This window comes from Spirosoma lituiforme (genome assembly GCF_054776635.1).
The window spans coordinates 1,613,809-1,629,521 of the sequence record NZ_BAAHBO010000001.1 but is presented as its reverse complement, the minus strand read 5'-3'; the positions used below and the strand labels follow the sequence as shown (position 1 = coordinate 1,629,521).

Here is a 15,713-nt window from a genome sequence, read left to right as displayed (position 1 = left end):
CCACTATTTTCATCAACATTCCCGCCAACGTAGAAGACATGGAGTTGTCAGATGCTGAGCTGGAGGCCGTTGCTGGTGGCGAGAAAGGGATTACGATTCTATGGACAGGATTGTGCATCAACTGGTAAGCTGAAAATTAACATACATAATAACTATAACTAACTAACAAACAGTCAAACTAATAAGGCAATGGATTTCAATCAAGCACAAGTAAACGCCGAGAAAAACCTACAGACGATCATCGACAAATGTTACGAAGATGAATCGTTCAAACATGAACTGGTGGCCAACCCGGTAGCAGCCATAGAAAAGCTATCTGGCAAGCCGCTGGAACTGAAAGGCAAAAAAGTAGTGGTCGTTGATCAGACCGACCCTTCCACTATTTTCATCAACATTCCCGCCAACGTAGAAGACATGGAGTTGTCAGATGCTGAGCTGGAGGCCGTTGCTGGTGGCGAGAAAGGGATTACGATTCTATGGACAGGATTGTGCATCAACTGGTAAGTTAGAAGGCTCTCTAACATGCGTCACTTGCTAAAGATATCACATGACGTGCGTTAGCTGATTTTTTCATAGCACTCATGTGTGGTCAGAGAGAGGTTAACGTTAGTTCTTCTCTCTGACCACACATGAGTGATGATATATATAAAAAAAGCTTATCAATATTAATTTTTTCAAAACATATGCACTATCAAGAGTTTTTGGGAGAGTTGTATGTTAAATCCTTGACTCCATTTGAAATTTTAGAAGTTAGTGAGAAATTTAGTTGCGAAAATAAAAGTTATGAAAAGTTTAATTACTTGGAGTATTGGAAGAAGACAATTTCTAAAGATGGATCTGATGACGATTTCGTTAAGTATTGCCTTTTAAATAATTTGACAAGTGAAGAGCTAATAACAATGACAGCGAATGTCATTGTGTCGAATGAAGAAATAGATTTGCCTGATTGGCTAAAAGTGTTAAATGATATATGGTTCAGAATAGATAATTTGCCATTAAGCTTTATAAGTACAAATAGTCAAGAAAAATCCTTTTATTATTTCTTTGTACCATTCATAGATTATTTCTTGAGAAAAATAACTGAAGTAAAGTTAACTTTGAATGTCAGCTTGATAGAACAGTTGAAAGACATAGTATATAACGAATTGTACGAAATGGCACAATTGGTTCTAGATAAAGAGGCTGTAATTGATCAAGAGGTATCAATAAGCGCTCACAGGGAAATATATGTTCCAGATAAATATAAAGATAAATACCAGTTTCTTTTCCTAAAATACCCAATGTTAGCTAGAAAGCTGCTGACAAAAACTTATTATATCACATTATTTGTTGAAAAAATATTTAATAATATATGTCAGGATAAAAAAGAGATAGAAGCCCTTTTCAGTAAAGCTATAGGCGAAATTGTCAAACTACACTTAAATGCAGGCGATTTGCATAACGGTGAATCTACTGTTGTTATTGAATTCGATGATTCGTATAAAATTGTCTATAAGCCAACTAATATTGGTATTACAAGTACTTACAACTCATTCATTAATTGGATAAACGATAAGCTTAATGAAAAACTAAAGACTTTTAAAGTCTTGGATAAGGGCTCGTATGGATGGATGGAGTTTGTTGAATATTCTCCATGTGATACTATCAGTGATATTTGTAACTATTACGAAAGGGCAGGTATTCTATTAGGAGTAGCTCATATGCTAAATTCAAAAGATTTCCATCGAGAAAATGTCATAGCATCTGGAAGTAGCCCAGTACTAATAGATCATGAAACTCTACTGAGTCCGCTGTTAAAAAAGCTTGTTAGTGATGAAAACAGAGATGGATTTGATATTACTGGAACTGTACTAGAAACATCTCTTATACCTACGTTAAAATTAGATTTGCCTTTGTTTATGTATGGGTTTGGATCTTCCGAAACAACAGAGCTGAACAAAGAGTCATTTGATATAAAAAATTATAATACATATGGTGTTAAATTGAAGACAGACTTCATAGAACGTAAAATATCTAATTTTAACAAGCCAATTTTTAATGGATCAGTTGAAAATCTAGCAAATTATCAAGTAGAATTTAAAAGGGGATTTAAGAAGTTTTACGATTTAGTTATGGAGAATAAAGAATATCTTTTATCTTCAAAATCGCCAATAATGAAATTTTCTAGTTACGATATTAGATTTGTTAATAGACAAACGAAAGTTTACTACTCCATATTGAAGCATCTTAACAGACCAGAATATCTGTCTAATGCATTAAAGTTTGGTATAAAGTTAGAAGTTTTAGCAAGAGGATATCTGAATGTTTTGGATAGATCAGCATTATTACATTCAGAAAGAATGCAAATGTTAGAAGGTAATATTCCCATATTTCATATAAGTACAGTCGATGAACAATTAAAGCTATCTAATAGTAAGAAAATTAATATGATAGAGCGTACTGCAATGGAAAATGTTTGCCGTAAAATTAAAGAGTACTCTTTAGAAGACTATGATTATCAAATGACATTAATTTTAGACTCAGTTAAGTTATAAAATGTAGCGTTTAAATACATGTAGAAAACTATGAATTCAAGAAAGTTACATTTCTATGCCTATACGTTTTGTCGCTATTTTCTAGCAACAATAATACTTTCTTATGCGTTTGCTAAGATATTAGGAACGCAATTTACGACACAGCCAAGTACTTACGATAGGCCAATTGAATCGTTGAGCGGGTTCGAATTAACTTGGTATTACTTTGGGTACTCAAAGTGGTATGGTACCTTAATAGCAGTTATACAAATCATAAGTTCATTGTTCTTATTTTTTCGAAAAACCACAAGAATAGGAGTGATGCTGTTCCTGTCATTTATGGTAAATATTTTGCTTACAGATTTTGCTTATGATATAGAGGGGGCAAAAGGTATGGCAAGCTTATTAACCGCTATGGCATTATTTGTTCTTTTCTCTGACTATTCGCTTTTTTACAAGTATTTTATTGAAGAGCCTCCGCTTTTTAATAATAATGAAACTCCTGATTGGATAGGTAGATACAGGAATATTAAATGGATTTACATTCCCTTCGTATTTATTGGGTTTTTTCTTGTTATTTATAATTTGAAAAATAAATACATGTCAAAGGATAATTTCTATGGCACTTGGCAGAATATTGATAACTCTACAGAGCTGAATAGGCTGAATTTTGAAGCTGCTAATACATTTAAGATTAATGAACTACTTAATAATAGGGTAGTTGCGAGAGGGGGTTATACTTTTACTAAAGATACCTTATCGTTAAATTTTCTTACCAATCAGGAGTCTGCTATATTATATAGGAAGGTATTGGATGGTTCTATTCAGCTCCACGGCGAAAAAATGTTAAAGTTTTTCAAAGGGAGATATAAAGTAGATAAAAATATATTAGTTATTGAAATTGGTGAGCGGAAAAAGATTTTCTTTAAGAGAATTCGATAGATATGTGAATTTTGTTTTATTTTTATTGATGGTATATAATTTGTCTGTATAATTCCAAATTTATTCGTACCGTAAATTTTATGCACAGTTCCTGGAAGAGGTTGGCTTATAAGGTTTGATTATCAATGAGAAGGTGTAAAATATATAGTATTTAATGGGCAATTTGAATGATAAATTTTTTATGAAAAATATGAAATTTCAAGAGATGAGCAAAGAAGCTTTGCTTAAACAGAAGAAGATGATTGAGTTTGTGACGGGCATATTCGTTGGAGTATTGTTGGCACTGTCTATTTTTACAGTATACTCATACGTAAAACAGGGCTCTACTACTTTGTTTGCCATTCCTTTTGCCTTGGTGCCCATTTTGTTTTTAAACGTGGGGAACTGGCAGGCAATCAAAAAGGAACTTAATTCTCGTGTCTGATTTTTGATTCATCCTATTCTAGGCCAGGCTCGGGGCTAAACGCTGCGTTACATCTTGGAGCTTTCCATGCCATAAAGCGTAAAGAATATGTCTAATCTATTTTCTAAAAAGCCATTGCCGGCTATGAGTTTAGATGAACTCAAGAAGGAGGAAAAATCAACCCGGAATTTTAACAGGGTTTGGAATGGCTTCACAATCGTAATGATTATGGTTACCTTGATTATAACTTTTAGGACGGGTTATTCGTCGAGTAATTTCATGTTTCTGGGTGCTATAGCGCCGTTGGGTATTTTTACGAATGATAAACTTAAAAGGTTAAGAGCTGAAATAGATTTACGTGATAAGGAACAAGCTTAATAGAGGGATTCTTCTGGATAGAATCTCTTACACATAGACTAATCGTTATCAACTATTCTATCCATACATAAGTAAAAGTCGGCGGACAGTGAAATTGGCACATCTTTCATTGTTCGCCGACTTTTTGTTATTATATTAATTGGCCAGTTATTGGCCATTTCTATGAGATAGAAGCTGTGCTTCACGTTTATATCTATTCATATTATCCTCTTAACTAGAGAAGTTAAATGTCAGTTTTGATAGCTTTTTTGTCATAATATTCCATTCTGAATAAAATACATTTGTGTATAATAAAAGCAATTTATACCTCAAACGGATACTTCTATGAAACGCGTACTTTTTTTCTTAGGTCAGCTGAATGATAGGGATGTTGAGTGGATGCTCCAGAATGGCAGTAAGTCAATGCTGGAAACAGGTGATCGGTTGATCAATAAGGGCGAGGCTATCGATAGTTTATATATCGTTCTGTCAGGTCAATTAGCGGTATGTGCAACCAACAATTACGATGAGTGCATTGCTAAACTGGAAGCTGGTGAGGTTGTTGGTGAAATGTCTTTTATCGAATCGCGCCCACCGTCGGTATCTGTTATTGTAACGAAACCGTCTGTTGTTTATCAAATCTCTCGTGAAAAAATAAATGCCAGGCTTCTGACAAACATGGAGTTCAAAGCCAATTTTTATTATGCACTGGCTTTGTTTCTGTCGAGCCGACTGAGAAAGACTACTGATCAGTTAGGTGTTGGCAACCCTGATGAAGATTTAGTTGATACGAACGTGCTGGATGGCGTGGCCCAGGCTGGCTCGCGATTTGTAAAAATACTGCATCGCTTCTCGGAAGTGTAGGCTGCCAGTGCGCCCACCTTTATATATATATAATCAATGTTGCGGAGTGGGTGAAGAAGATAGACGAGCGATATACAGATAGCTATACAATTCATACAGGTAATAAAAATTTACGTCGGGTTCTTCTTCATTCATTTTGCATACTTATCTACCACATAGTAAAGTACGCTATCAAGGCCATCGTATAGGGGAGTACGTTATCAATTCAACTTTGATGTAATGAGACACTGTATATATACTATAATTTTATTGCTGATCATGTGTGTCCATCAGGCATATGGTCAGTCGAAGGTTAGGTGCGATCTGGTCGAAATAGCTTACGGAGCACTGGCTAAAAACCCGAACATTGTCAGAAGTGCTTTTGCGGTCGGGAGTGCTGAGTCTGACTGGCGGATTCAGCGAAGCGTTTTCGACTTTAATTCATTTTCTGAATTAATGATCCGGAACGATCAGTATAACCTGCTGGGTGCTGATCCGAGAACCTCCTACATTGAAAACAGTGTCCTGAAAACCAATACCCTCAATTTATCGGCAGGTGTTCGCAGAAAGCTACGAACCGGACAGACAACGGAGTTCAGCATGAACTACGGGTTTACAACTAATAATTTTCCCTTCAACACATTCAATCAGCCCGTAGCTACTTATCTAGGCAACAGCGCGAGCACGCTTAACTTTTCGTTGAGCCAGCCCCTGTTGCGGGGCAAAGGCAGGCAAATTGCTACTGCATTGGAGAGAACGTATGGTTTGTACGTAGCCAATGCGAAAAACAATAACGAGTTCGCCAATTCATACGAACTGTGGCAGATCGGAACGGCTTACTGGAACTACTTCACCGCCTATAAAACACTCGATATTTACCAGCAGAATGAAAGTAGAGTTCGCAACGTACTGGCCGTAACCCAGGAGTTAGTCAAAGCGGATAAAAAACCAGCCGGTGATTTGATTCAGATCAAGGCTGATTTGGCCAGCCAGGAGCGGCTAACCATACAGGCTGAACAGGATTTGTATACGGCTAGAGTATACCTGGGAAAAGCAGTTGGCCTGAGCAGTGAGGAAAGTGTTTTACTGGATAGCCCCGAAAATGATTTTCCGACCATTGCCGAATCGGATTACAAACGTGATCTCGACAGGGGCGATTTTATTCGGGTAGCCCGCGAAAAAAGAGCGGATCTAAACGCTGCCAGGTTGGGTCGGGAAGCCTCGAAAGTGCAGTATCAACTGGCCGAAAACAACACAAAACCGCAACTGGATTTAACCGGGTTTTTCTCGTACGGCAGCGTCAGTACGGGTAATGGCATGGGCGACGTTTTGTCTTCGTTCTCAAATAATTATGGCCGAAGCATGGGTACGGGGGCCAAGCTAACGTTTACGTTTCCGGTGAACAATAACTGGGCGAAAGGTAATCTGGCGAAAAGCCAGTTTGCCCTGAATGATCAGACCGTAGTCATGAACAATCTTCAGCGAAGTATTGAACTGGATATCAGCAACGACGTAAACTATCTGCATGCCAGTGTTTCTACTTTAGAAAAGGCAGAAGAGGTCTTGAAATACAACAAAGAGGTGTTCAGCGATGAGCAAATCAAATTTAAATCAGGACTCACCACGCTCCTGAGTCTGATTCTGTTTCAGGAACGCCTGACAACGGCCCAGTTAAGATACATCCAGGCGTATCGGCAATTTGCCGGTGCTATCATCAATCTTCGACACGATACCGGCACATTGATCCGTCCGGAAAATATAGGCTTTACCATTGACAAGAAAGCTTTTTACACCATCCCTGTCACCACGACCAATTAAACGCTAAAGCCATGTCAGCAGGTTTTTTTAGAAAGTCAGCTTTAGAAAAGCTTTCAACTCCCGAAAAGTTAGATCAATTAATTAAAGTCACGAGTCCCAAAGCATGGATTGCCCTTTCGGTTATTTTCATGGCAATGGCCACGGGCATAGGCTGGGCCGTCTGGGGGCGGGTAAGTACGCGACTGAACGTAACCGGTGTCGTATTGGGGGGAGAAGTTCACGAAGTTGTGGCTACCTCACACGGCCAACTCGTGAAACTGCAAATTAAAAATGGCGACAAGGTAGAAAAGGGAATGGTGATCGCAACGGTGCAGCAACCCGAACTTTATCAGCAGATCGAGGATGCACGAGCTGTGCTGGCGGAGAAGAAACTCGATATGGCTAAACTCGTATCGTATGGCAGCAAAGGAACGGTGCTGGAGAGCGAATTGATCAGCCAGAATAGAGTCAGTATTCAGGGCGAAATAGAAGCCGAAAAAAAGAAGCTGTCTTTTCTGCATAATCAGCTGGAGTCAGAAATGAATCTACTCGACAAAGGACTGATCGTTAAGGCGCAGGTTGCCAATACAAAACAACAAATCGACGCGTCGAAAAATACAATTGAACGATTGAAGGTTCAACAGGCTGAAGTCTCCAGTCGGCAGCACGATGCCGGGTTTGGGATACAGCAAAAAATTACGCTGCAAAAGCAACAGATTGCAGAAGCAGAACGCAATCTCCAGTTCCTGACCGAGCGTCACGATACGCAGGCCAACATACGGAGTGCCTACAGCGGAGAAGTTGTCGAAGTACTGACGGACGCCGGGGTTATGGTCAGTCCGGGCACCCCGTTGTTCAAACTGAAGAACCAGCACGAAGGGCAACTGGTCAGCCTGAAGGGTGTTCTGTACATTCCTTCGCAGGATGGGAAAAAGATAAAGCGTGACATGGAAGCGTTTGTCGTTCCGTCAACGGTGCAGCCCCAGGAATTTGGCTTCATAAAAGGTCGGGTAACCTACGTGTCTGACTTCCCGATTACCCAGCAGGGCATGATGACCTCCGTGAAAAACGATCAGTTAGCCAAAGGCCTCCTGTCGATGGGACCGCTTTTCGAGGTACATGTCGAATTTGAAAAAGATAAGGAATCATACAGCGGCTTTAAGTGGACGTCGGCGAAGGGACCGGATATTGCCATAAAAGAAGGAACCTCCTGCCTGGGCCAGATTACCATAAAGCAGGAAAACCCGATAGCGATTGTGGTGCCTGCCTTTAAGAAATTTTTCGATTTGTACTGATTTTGTGTAGACTAGAATGGCAACTGATCTGAAATTTCCGATAGGTAAGCAAGCACGTCCGGTCAAGGTTCCCACGATTCTGCAAATGGAGAGTGTGGAGTGCGGGGCGGCAGCACTTAGCATTATTTTAGGGCACTTTGGCAAACTTGTACCCCTGGAAAAACTGCGGATTGCCTGTGGTGTGTCGCGGGATGGGCTGAAGGCAACCAACATTATCAAAGCGGCCAAACAATTCGGGCTAGAAGCCAAAGGCTTTGCCAAGTCGGTTGAAAAGCTGATGCAGATTGAAACGCCGGCCATCATCTTCTGGAACTTCAACCACTTTCTGGTTCTGGAAGGCTTTGCCAAAAACAAAGTTTATCTGAGCGATCCGGCTCAGGGCAGGTACCACGTCACGTACCAGGAGTTCGACGAAGCCTACACGGGTGTGGTACTAACGTTTAAGCCATCGGAACACTTCGAGAAAGGAAACGAAAAGCGTGGGTTAATGGCATCTCTGGCCTCACGCATCGCTAACTCGAAACTGAGCATCGCGTACATCATTCTGGCCAGTCTTTTCCTGGTTATTCCGGGCTTGGTTATTCCGTCGTTTATCCAGGTGTTCATCGACAAATACCTGGTAAATGGCCATGCTGATTTTGTTATGCCGCTGCTGCTGACGATGGGGGCTGTTTTCGTGATCAATGCTGTGCTGGTCTATCTGCAGCAGTATTATCTGCTTCGGTTAGAAACGAAACTGGCACTCACAACCTCCAGCAAATTTCTCTGGCACGTATTCCATCTGCCTATTTCGTTTTTTACGCAGCGGCATAGTGGTGAAATTGGCGATCGGGTATCCCTGAACGACAAAGTGGCCAGGCTGCTCAGTGGCGATCTGGCTAATGCAGCGCTGAACGTAATCATCGTTTTGTTCTACGCGGCCCTGATGCTGTCGTACGATGTTCCCCTAACGCTCATCGGCGTCGGCATGGCCACGCTGAATGTCATTGCGCTCAAATACGTATCCAGAGCCCGAAAAGACGGGAGCCGCCTGCTCAGTAACGAAACAGGTAAACTGTTGGGTACAACCGTGTCGGGCATCAGCATGATCGAAACGCTAAAAGCATCAGGACGGGAAAACGACTTCTTCACGAACTGGATCGGTTACCTGGCCAAAGTGACCAATGCCCAGCAGGAATTGGGATGGCTCACCATCCGGTTAAATGTGTTGCCTCCGTTGATTACGTCCCTTACGTCTACGTTGATTCTGGGCATTGGCGCTCTGCGGATCATGGATGGCGAGATGACGCTGGGTGCCCTTGTGTCGTTTACGTACCTGATGGGAAATTTTATTTCTCCCGTCAATCAATTGGTCTCAGCGGGCACCTTACTGCACGAAACCGAGAGCGATATGGGCCGTATCGATGACGTAACGAATTATGAAGTCGATGAACAGTTTAAAGACGCGTCCAATACAAAGGATGATCAGCAAGCAGCGGCCCACTCGAAGCTGGTTGGCTACTTCGAGATGAAAAACGTGACGTTTGGGTACAACACAACTATGCCCGCGCTGGTCGAGAATTTCAACCTGAAACTGAAACCCGGCAGTCGGGTAGCGTTGGTCGGCGGGTCGGGGAGTGGCAAATCGACGGTAGCCAAAATAGCCTCCGGTTTGTATCCGCTGTGGAGCGGAGAAGTGTTGTTCGATGGTAAACCCAAGGCCGATATTCCAAGGCACGTACTGACCAGTTCGTTGGCGGTCATCGATCAGGAAGTCCTGGTTTTCAACGGCACAATCAAAGAGAATATCAGTTTCTGGGATTCGATGATTCCGGATAAACACATCATTCAGTCGGCACGCGATGCGGCCATTCACGACACCATATCGGAAAGGAAAGATGCCTACGATAGTTCGGTGATGGAAGGGGGAGCCAATTTCAGTGGCGGGCAACGCCAGCGGCTGGAAATAGCGCGGGCGCTGTCCACCAACCCGTCTATTCTGATCATGGACGAAGCCACGAGCGCGCTCGACCCTACGGCCGAAAAAACGGTCATGGATAATATCAAGAAGCGGGGGTGTACCTGTCTGATCGTAGCGCATAGGCTCAGCACCATCATTGATTGTGACGAAATTATTGTCATGGAATACGGCAAGGTAGTCGAGCGGGGTACGCACCAGGAGTTAATGGCGAAAAATGGGGTTTACGCCCATCTGATCGAAACGAAGTAGACTTTATTCCTATGTCAGCGATAAAAGAAAAACTATACATCAGCGCCGAAAAGCCGTTTGTACTCAATGATACGGATCGGTTCTGGATGATTCTATCCGGCGAAGCCACTATTTTTTATACCGATATTGATGAGAACGGCGACTATCAGACCCGATTGACTCATTTATACACCGTTAAAAAAGGGGAGATTTTATTTAGTCTGTTGACCCCCCAATTTACCGATACGACACGACTCGTTGCTTTCTCCAGTGGCGCGACGTTGCTGGCCATCAACAAAGCGGATCTGCTCGATATGGATCATTTCTTTCTGAAGAACATGATCGACAAGTGGATTGCCAAGACCTCGGCGGCTGTCATAACCGCCAACACTCCGCGCGTCTATACACCACTCGACGCGTTTAGCACCGCTACATTAGCCGCGAACACCATTGCGTTTCCGTCCAGTGGAATAAGCTGGATTCATTTACTCCGGGGGGAGTTGGGGTTGTTTGCCGGAAGCACCCCGGTAAGCTGCACCAAGTACCCCGATTTTCTGGCTCCCGTATCGAATAAACTGTGGCTGAAAGCCGAAACAGCTGATACGGAAATAAAGGTATTGAGCACCCGCGAGATGCTGTTGCAGGATGAAATCTATCTGTTACTCTCACTAAGTAAACTGGAGCAGTTTTTTTATACGCAACTCAAAACGGCGATCGATACGCAAAAGGCAGAGGAGAGCAGTCATCTGTCGGAGAAACGCATTTACGAAACTGTAGGCTTAGAAAATACGCTTGGTAAGATACAATCAGTTGTGTCGGGTAACCGTAAACAGGCTGGTCCGGGTATCAATCAAACCCAGCAGAAACAGACCATTCTCTTTCAGACATGTCGCTTGATCGGTAATCAGATTGGCCTTAAGCTGGAAGAGCCCAAGTACGTAGAGTCTCACCAGAATAACGTCACGAATCAACTGCACATTATTGCGAAAAGCTCCAAACTAAGAGTGCGCAAGATCATTCTGAGAGACACCTGGTGGAAAGATGAAAATGGCCCCCTGCTGGCCTTTACGAAAACCGATAAACAGCCCGTCGCTTTACTCCAGAAGACCCCAACGAGCTACAGTCTGCACAATTTGTCAACGGGAGCTGAATCGGTTGTCAATCATGCGATTGCCGACGCGCTGGAGCCGATCGGGTATATGTTTTTTGCGGGCTTCGATGGCCAGATGAGTTCGGTCAGGAAAGTACTTTCGTTTGCCATCAAAGGCGTCGAAAACAACGCCAAATTATTAATTCTGGCCGCGTTGGCGGGTAGTTTGATTGGCTTGCTGGTTCCTATTTTGTCGGGTGTTATGTACGATGAAGTCGTGCCTACGGCAGATAGATCGTTGCACGTGGAAGTGTTTGGCATCCTGATCATGATTGGCCTCGTAAAAGCGGGTCTGCAACTGGTTGAGGGCGTTCTGCAACTGCGCGTTGAATCGAAGTCCAGTATCAATTTACAGGCCGGGGTCATGGACCACATGCTGCGCTTACCCGTTACGTTTTACAAAAAATTCACGGCGGGTGACTTAACGAACCGGGTTTTAAGCATCAATGCGATCCGGCAGATTGTGTCCAACACCCTGATGACAGCCGTGCTGAGTGGCGCCTTTTCATCGGTAAACCTGATCCTTCTTTTTTATTACGACAGTAGCCTTGCCTGGGTTGGAGTAGGATTAGGCGCTATTGCAGCGGTCTTTATCACTGCCATTGGCTGGCTCAAATTATCGTATGACAGGCAGGTGGCTAAATACCAGGGCGACATTCAGGGATTTCTGTTCGAATTTCTGTCGGGAATCGCGAAAATACGGATCACAGGTGGCGAACGGAGGGTGTTTGCACTCTGGGCAGATAAGTTCTCTACCTTGAAAAGACTCGCCTTCAATTCAGGAAGTTATCAAAACTTTGTGGAGACGTTCAATGCATCGTACCCGCTTCTGACAAGTATTTTCTTCTTTTCCTTCCTCTACTACACCGTGCTGCATGCCGATACCACGGCCACAAAGTCTATGTTATCGGTGGGAGTATTTATGGCGTTCATTACCTCGTTCAACCAGTTTCTGAACGATAGTCTTCGGTTGAGCATGGCGTTGATAACCTCGCTGAACGTGGTCACGCTTTACGAACGTGTTGAACCAATCCTGGCGGCAGAAACCGAATCGGCCGAGCAAAGTGTAGACCCCGGCGAACTGACAGGTGAGCTGGAAATGAACTCCGTTACGTTTCGCTATCAGGCCGATCAGCCCCCTGTTTTGCACAACGTTACCTTCAAGATAAAACCGGGCGAAATGGTGGCCTTCGTCGGATCATCGGGCTCCGGAAAGTCTACGATCATGCGGTTGCTGCTGGGTTTTGAAAAAGCTGAAACGGGCAGTGTTTACTACGATGGAAACGCCTATGACCTGATGAACAAAGAGCTGGTTCGCCGACAAATCGGGGTCGTTCTGCAAAACGGTGCGCTGATGTCAGGCAGCATTTTTCAGAATATCATCGGTAACTCCGAACTGACACTGGATGATGCCTGGGAGGCTGCCCGCATGGCTGGTATGGAAGAGGATATCAAACACATGCCTATGGAAATGCACACGGTTGTCAGCGAAGGAGCCGGTACGTTTTCGGGTGGCCAGCGGCAACGCCTGATGATTGCCCGGGCCATTGCCCATAAACCAAGACTGCTGTTTATGGACGAAGCGACCAGTGCGCTGGACAACCGAACCCAAAGCACGGTATCGCAAAGCCTGGACAAACTTCAGGCAACCCGCATCATCATCGCGCACCGGCTGAGTACGATCAAAAACGCCGATCGTATTTACGTACTGGACAAAGGAACGATTGTCGAGACGGGTACGTACGACGAACTCATGGAGAAGGACGCCCTTTTTGCCCAATTGGCCAAACGACAGATCGCCTGATAAAATGACTGTACCGCTATCACCTCAGCTCTTCGATGAACCGACAGGTCAGCTATCGGATGAGCTGGCGACGTATGTTAAGAATAAGTTTTCGCCCTCGAAGACTTGCCCCGGTGCGCTTTTCGCGGATGAGCCTTATATACAGTCGTGGTCGGCATACGATAGGGCAAATGCTTTCGAGCTATTGACAACGTGTTACCCGCAGCTGGGCTTCCCTATCGAAGACGGTATCAATAAAACGCAGCCCTACATCGACGCTGTGTTAAAAGGGAAAACGCAGGGTGTAACGAGCATAAATAAACTAGGCCTCACCCATCCGGAGTCAATACAAATTGAGCTTTATAAAAGTATGGCTGGTAGCGTACTTGTCGTTTATGTATCTGATGTTCAAGATTTTGAGAAAATAACGCAGTGCCTGTTGCATAAAAACAACCCCGTTCCGATTCCTAAATCAATGGGAGCGTTTCTGGCAAATGGGGTAGTGAACTGGAGTCGACTAAACACGCTCAAAGCAAACTGGGTACCGGGTAATTCAACGGAGACCTGGAGTCAGGCGTTTTCGAAAACCATTCTGCCCGCGCCTGGCCTGTATAAAGATAAAATCATGGTTCTGAGCAGAAAGCCCTACAGCAACGTAGCCGCTGATGCCTTGAGTCTTGACCAGAAAGAATGGTTAGCCCATTCACTCACGATCCGGCTTGAGCACGAATGCACCCATCTGTACACGCTTAAGCGATACGGCTGTGCCGCTAATAACCTACACGATGAACTCATTGCCGACTACGCAGGAATAAGCAGGGCGTTAGGAAAATACAGTCGGGAGTGGATGTTGGCCTTTATGGGATTGGAAAATTACCCAATGTACAGAAAGGGTGCCAGACTTGAGAATTACGTAGGTAATGCCAGCCTGAGTACGGAAGAATTCAGGCAATTAACAGGCGTAGTCAAATCCGCTATCGAAACGATCGCCCGGTTCGATACGGCATTAGGGAGAATTGATATAGAAGCTGATCAACTGGCGAGGATAGATGCTTTGTGCTTAACGGATTTGCTAACAACTGCTTCTGCAAACGGGCTGAACGCCCTGGTTGAAACGTACAATGAATTATACGTTGCTGGATTGGCTGGTTCGTGAGCAGATCGTTTGTTCAGTAGTATTTGCGTAGCCTCAGCTTTTTTAGGCTGAGGCTATTTTGTTGGCGCCTTTTCCAGACGAAGTGTATAACGTAATAAACAATCCAATGCGCTGTTTTTTTCTATCCTGTCTGTTCATCGGTTCTGCATTGGCGAGTTTGGCCCAGTCGAATCAAATTCTGCTTACGCATAATGAAGAGCAAAAGAACGTATCGGTAACGGTAGATGGGAAACCGTTCACCGCTTATATCTATCCGGGACCCGCCGTGTTGAAGAAGCCGGTGCTATACCCGATCCTGTCGGCGGGCGGTAATTTCATCACTCGTGGCTGGCCGATGGACCCTCGTCCCGGTGAGCGTATCGACCACCCGCACCATGTTGGCTTATGGTTCAATTACGGCGACGTAAACGGACATGACTTCTGGAATAATTCCACCGAAATAGGGCCCGAACACAAAGGACCTTTTGGCACCATTGTGCACACGGGAGTAAAATCCATGAAAAGCGGCAAGGAGAAAGCCGAACTGGTTGTTACGGCCAACTGGCTTGATAAAGATGGGAAGGTTATGCTTCAGGAAACGACGACCTACCAGTTCGGGGCTGGTGCCGACAAGCGGGTCATTGACCGGATTACAACCCTGAAAGCCGTTGATCAGGAAGTCGTCTTTAAAGACAATAAAGAAGGACTGATTGCCCTGCGCCTGGCTCGCCAGCTTGAACAACCGTCTACCAAACCGGAAGTATTTACCGATGCGCAGGGAGTGGCCACGAAAGTACCGGTTCTGGACAATGCTGGTGTAACGGGTCTTTATCGCACCAGCGAAGGAGTAGAGGGCGACGCGGTCTGGGGGACTCGTGCGCCGTGGACTAAACTCACTGGCACAGTTGACAATGAAGTGGTGACGGTGGTATTGATGGATAATCCCAAAAATATTGGCTACCCAACCTACTGGCACGCCAGAGGATACGGCCTGTTTGCTGCAAACCCATTGGGCCCTTCCGTTTTCAGCAATGGTAAAGCCCCCGCTATGAACTACACACTACCGGCGGGTCAGTCGGTGACCTTTCGCTACCGGCTACTGATTCAATCCGGTAATGTATCCGACGTGGCGCTGAAGCAGTTGATGAAGTAAGCCACCGATGAAGCAATTTCTGGCAACCGGACAGCTTTGCTACGTTAATAAACCATGCCACGATTGTTTGGCTACTTCGGCGAAAGTTCGTTACAGATAAAGCCGATGGAAACTAGTTTCCATCGGCTTTATCTGTAACGGCTATGTTTTGCTT

General features: G+C 44.2%; 11 protein-coding genes. All 11 read left to right on the top strand.

Annotation, left to right across the window (positions count from 1 at the left end; all coding sequences use genetic code 11):
- Window positions 1-189: 189 nt before the first annotated feature.
- The 11 genes from ACYU87_RS06950 to ACYU87_RS06900 all read left to right on the top strand — a co-directional run bounded on the left by ACYU87_RS06950 (window position 190) and on the right by ACYU87_RS06900 (window position 15,559).
- Window positions 190-504 carry a TOMM propeptide domain-containing protein gene (locus tag ACYU87_RS06950; protein WP_461133297.1) on the top strand — a complete coding sequence of 105 codons (315 nt, stop codon included), beginning with the start codon at window positions 190-192 and terminating at the stop codon, window positions 502-504.
- A 125-nt stretch (window positions 505-629) separates the two neighbouring features.
- Window positions 630-2,534 carry a type 2 lanthipeptide synthetase LanM gene (gene lanM, locus ACYU87_RS06945; RefSeq protein WP_461133296.1) on the top strand — a complete coding sequence of 635 codons (1,905 nt, stop codon included), beginning with the start codon at window positions 630-632 and terminating at the stop codon, window positions 2,532-2,534.
- A gap of 318 nt (window positions 2,535-2,852) precedes the next feature.
- Complete coding sequence (locus ACYU87_RS06940) at window positions 2,853-3,455, top strand: hypothetical protein (protein ID WP_461133295.1); 603 nt, start codon at window positions 2,853-2,855, stop codon at window positions 3,453-3,455.
- 190 nt (window positions 3,456-3,645) lie between these two features.
- Entirely contained in the window at window positions 3,646-3,879 is a 234-nt protein-coding gene (locus ACYU87_RS06935; protein ID WP_461133294.1) for a redox-active disulfide protein 2, read from the top strand.
- A gap of 681 nt (window positions 3,880-4,560) precedes the next feature.
- Entirely contained in the window at window positions 4,561-5,079 is a 519-nt protein-coding gene (locus ACYU87_RS06930) for a cyclic nucleotide-binding domain-containing protein (RefSeq protein ID WP_461133293.1), read from the top strand.
- 219 nt (window positions 5,080-5,298) lie between these two features.
- Window positions 5,299-6,876 (top strand): TolC family protein, encoded by a 1,578-nt coding sequence (locus ACYU87_RS06925; RefSeq protein WP_461133292.1) that lies wholly within the window; start codon window positions 5,299-5,301, stop codon window positions 6,874-6,876.
- An 11-nt stretch (window positions 6,877-6,887) separates the two neighbouring features.
- Window positions 6,888-8,150: an NHLP bacteriocin system secretion protein gene (locus ACYU87_RS06920; RefSeq protein ID WP_461133291.1), complete on the top strand. Its 1,263-nt coding sequence runs from the start codon at window positions 6,888-6,890 to the stop codon at window positions 8,148-8,150.
- Between the two features lie 16 nt (window positions 8,151-8,166).
- Window positions 8,167-10,359 carry an NHLP family bacteriocin export ABC transporter peptidase/permease/ATPase subunit gene (locus tag ACYU87_RS06915; protein ID WP_461133290.1) on the top strand — a complete coding sequence of 731 codons (2,193 nt, stop codon included), beginning with the start codon at window positions 8,167-8,169 and terminating at the stop codon, window positions 10,357-10,359.
- Window positions 10,360-10,370: 11 nt separating this feature from the next.
- Window positions 10,371-13,292: an NHLP bacteriocin export ABC transporter permease/ATPase subunit gene (locus ACYU87_RS06910; RefSeq protein WP_461133289.1), complete on the top strand. Its 2,922-nt coding sequence runs from the start codon at window positions 10,371-10,373 to the stop codon at window positions 13,290-13,292.
- A gap of 4 nt (window positions 13,293-13,296) precedes the next feature.
- Window positions 13,297-14,427 carry a DUF7005 family protein gene (locus ACYU87_RS06905; protein ID WP_461133288.1) on the top strand — a complete coding sequence of 377 codons (1,131 nt, stop codon included), beginning with the start codon at window positions 13,297-13,299 and terminating at the stop codon, window positions 14,425-14,427.
- 106 nt (window positions 14,428-14,533) lie between these two features.
- Window positions 14,534-15,559: a DUF6807 domain-containing protein gene (locus tag ACYU87_RS06900; protein ID WP_461133287.1), complete on the top strand. Its 1,026-nt coding sequence runs from the start codon at window positions 14,534-14,536 to the stop codon at window positions 15,557-15,559.
- Window positions 15,560-15,713 lie beyond the last annotated feature (154 nt).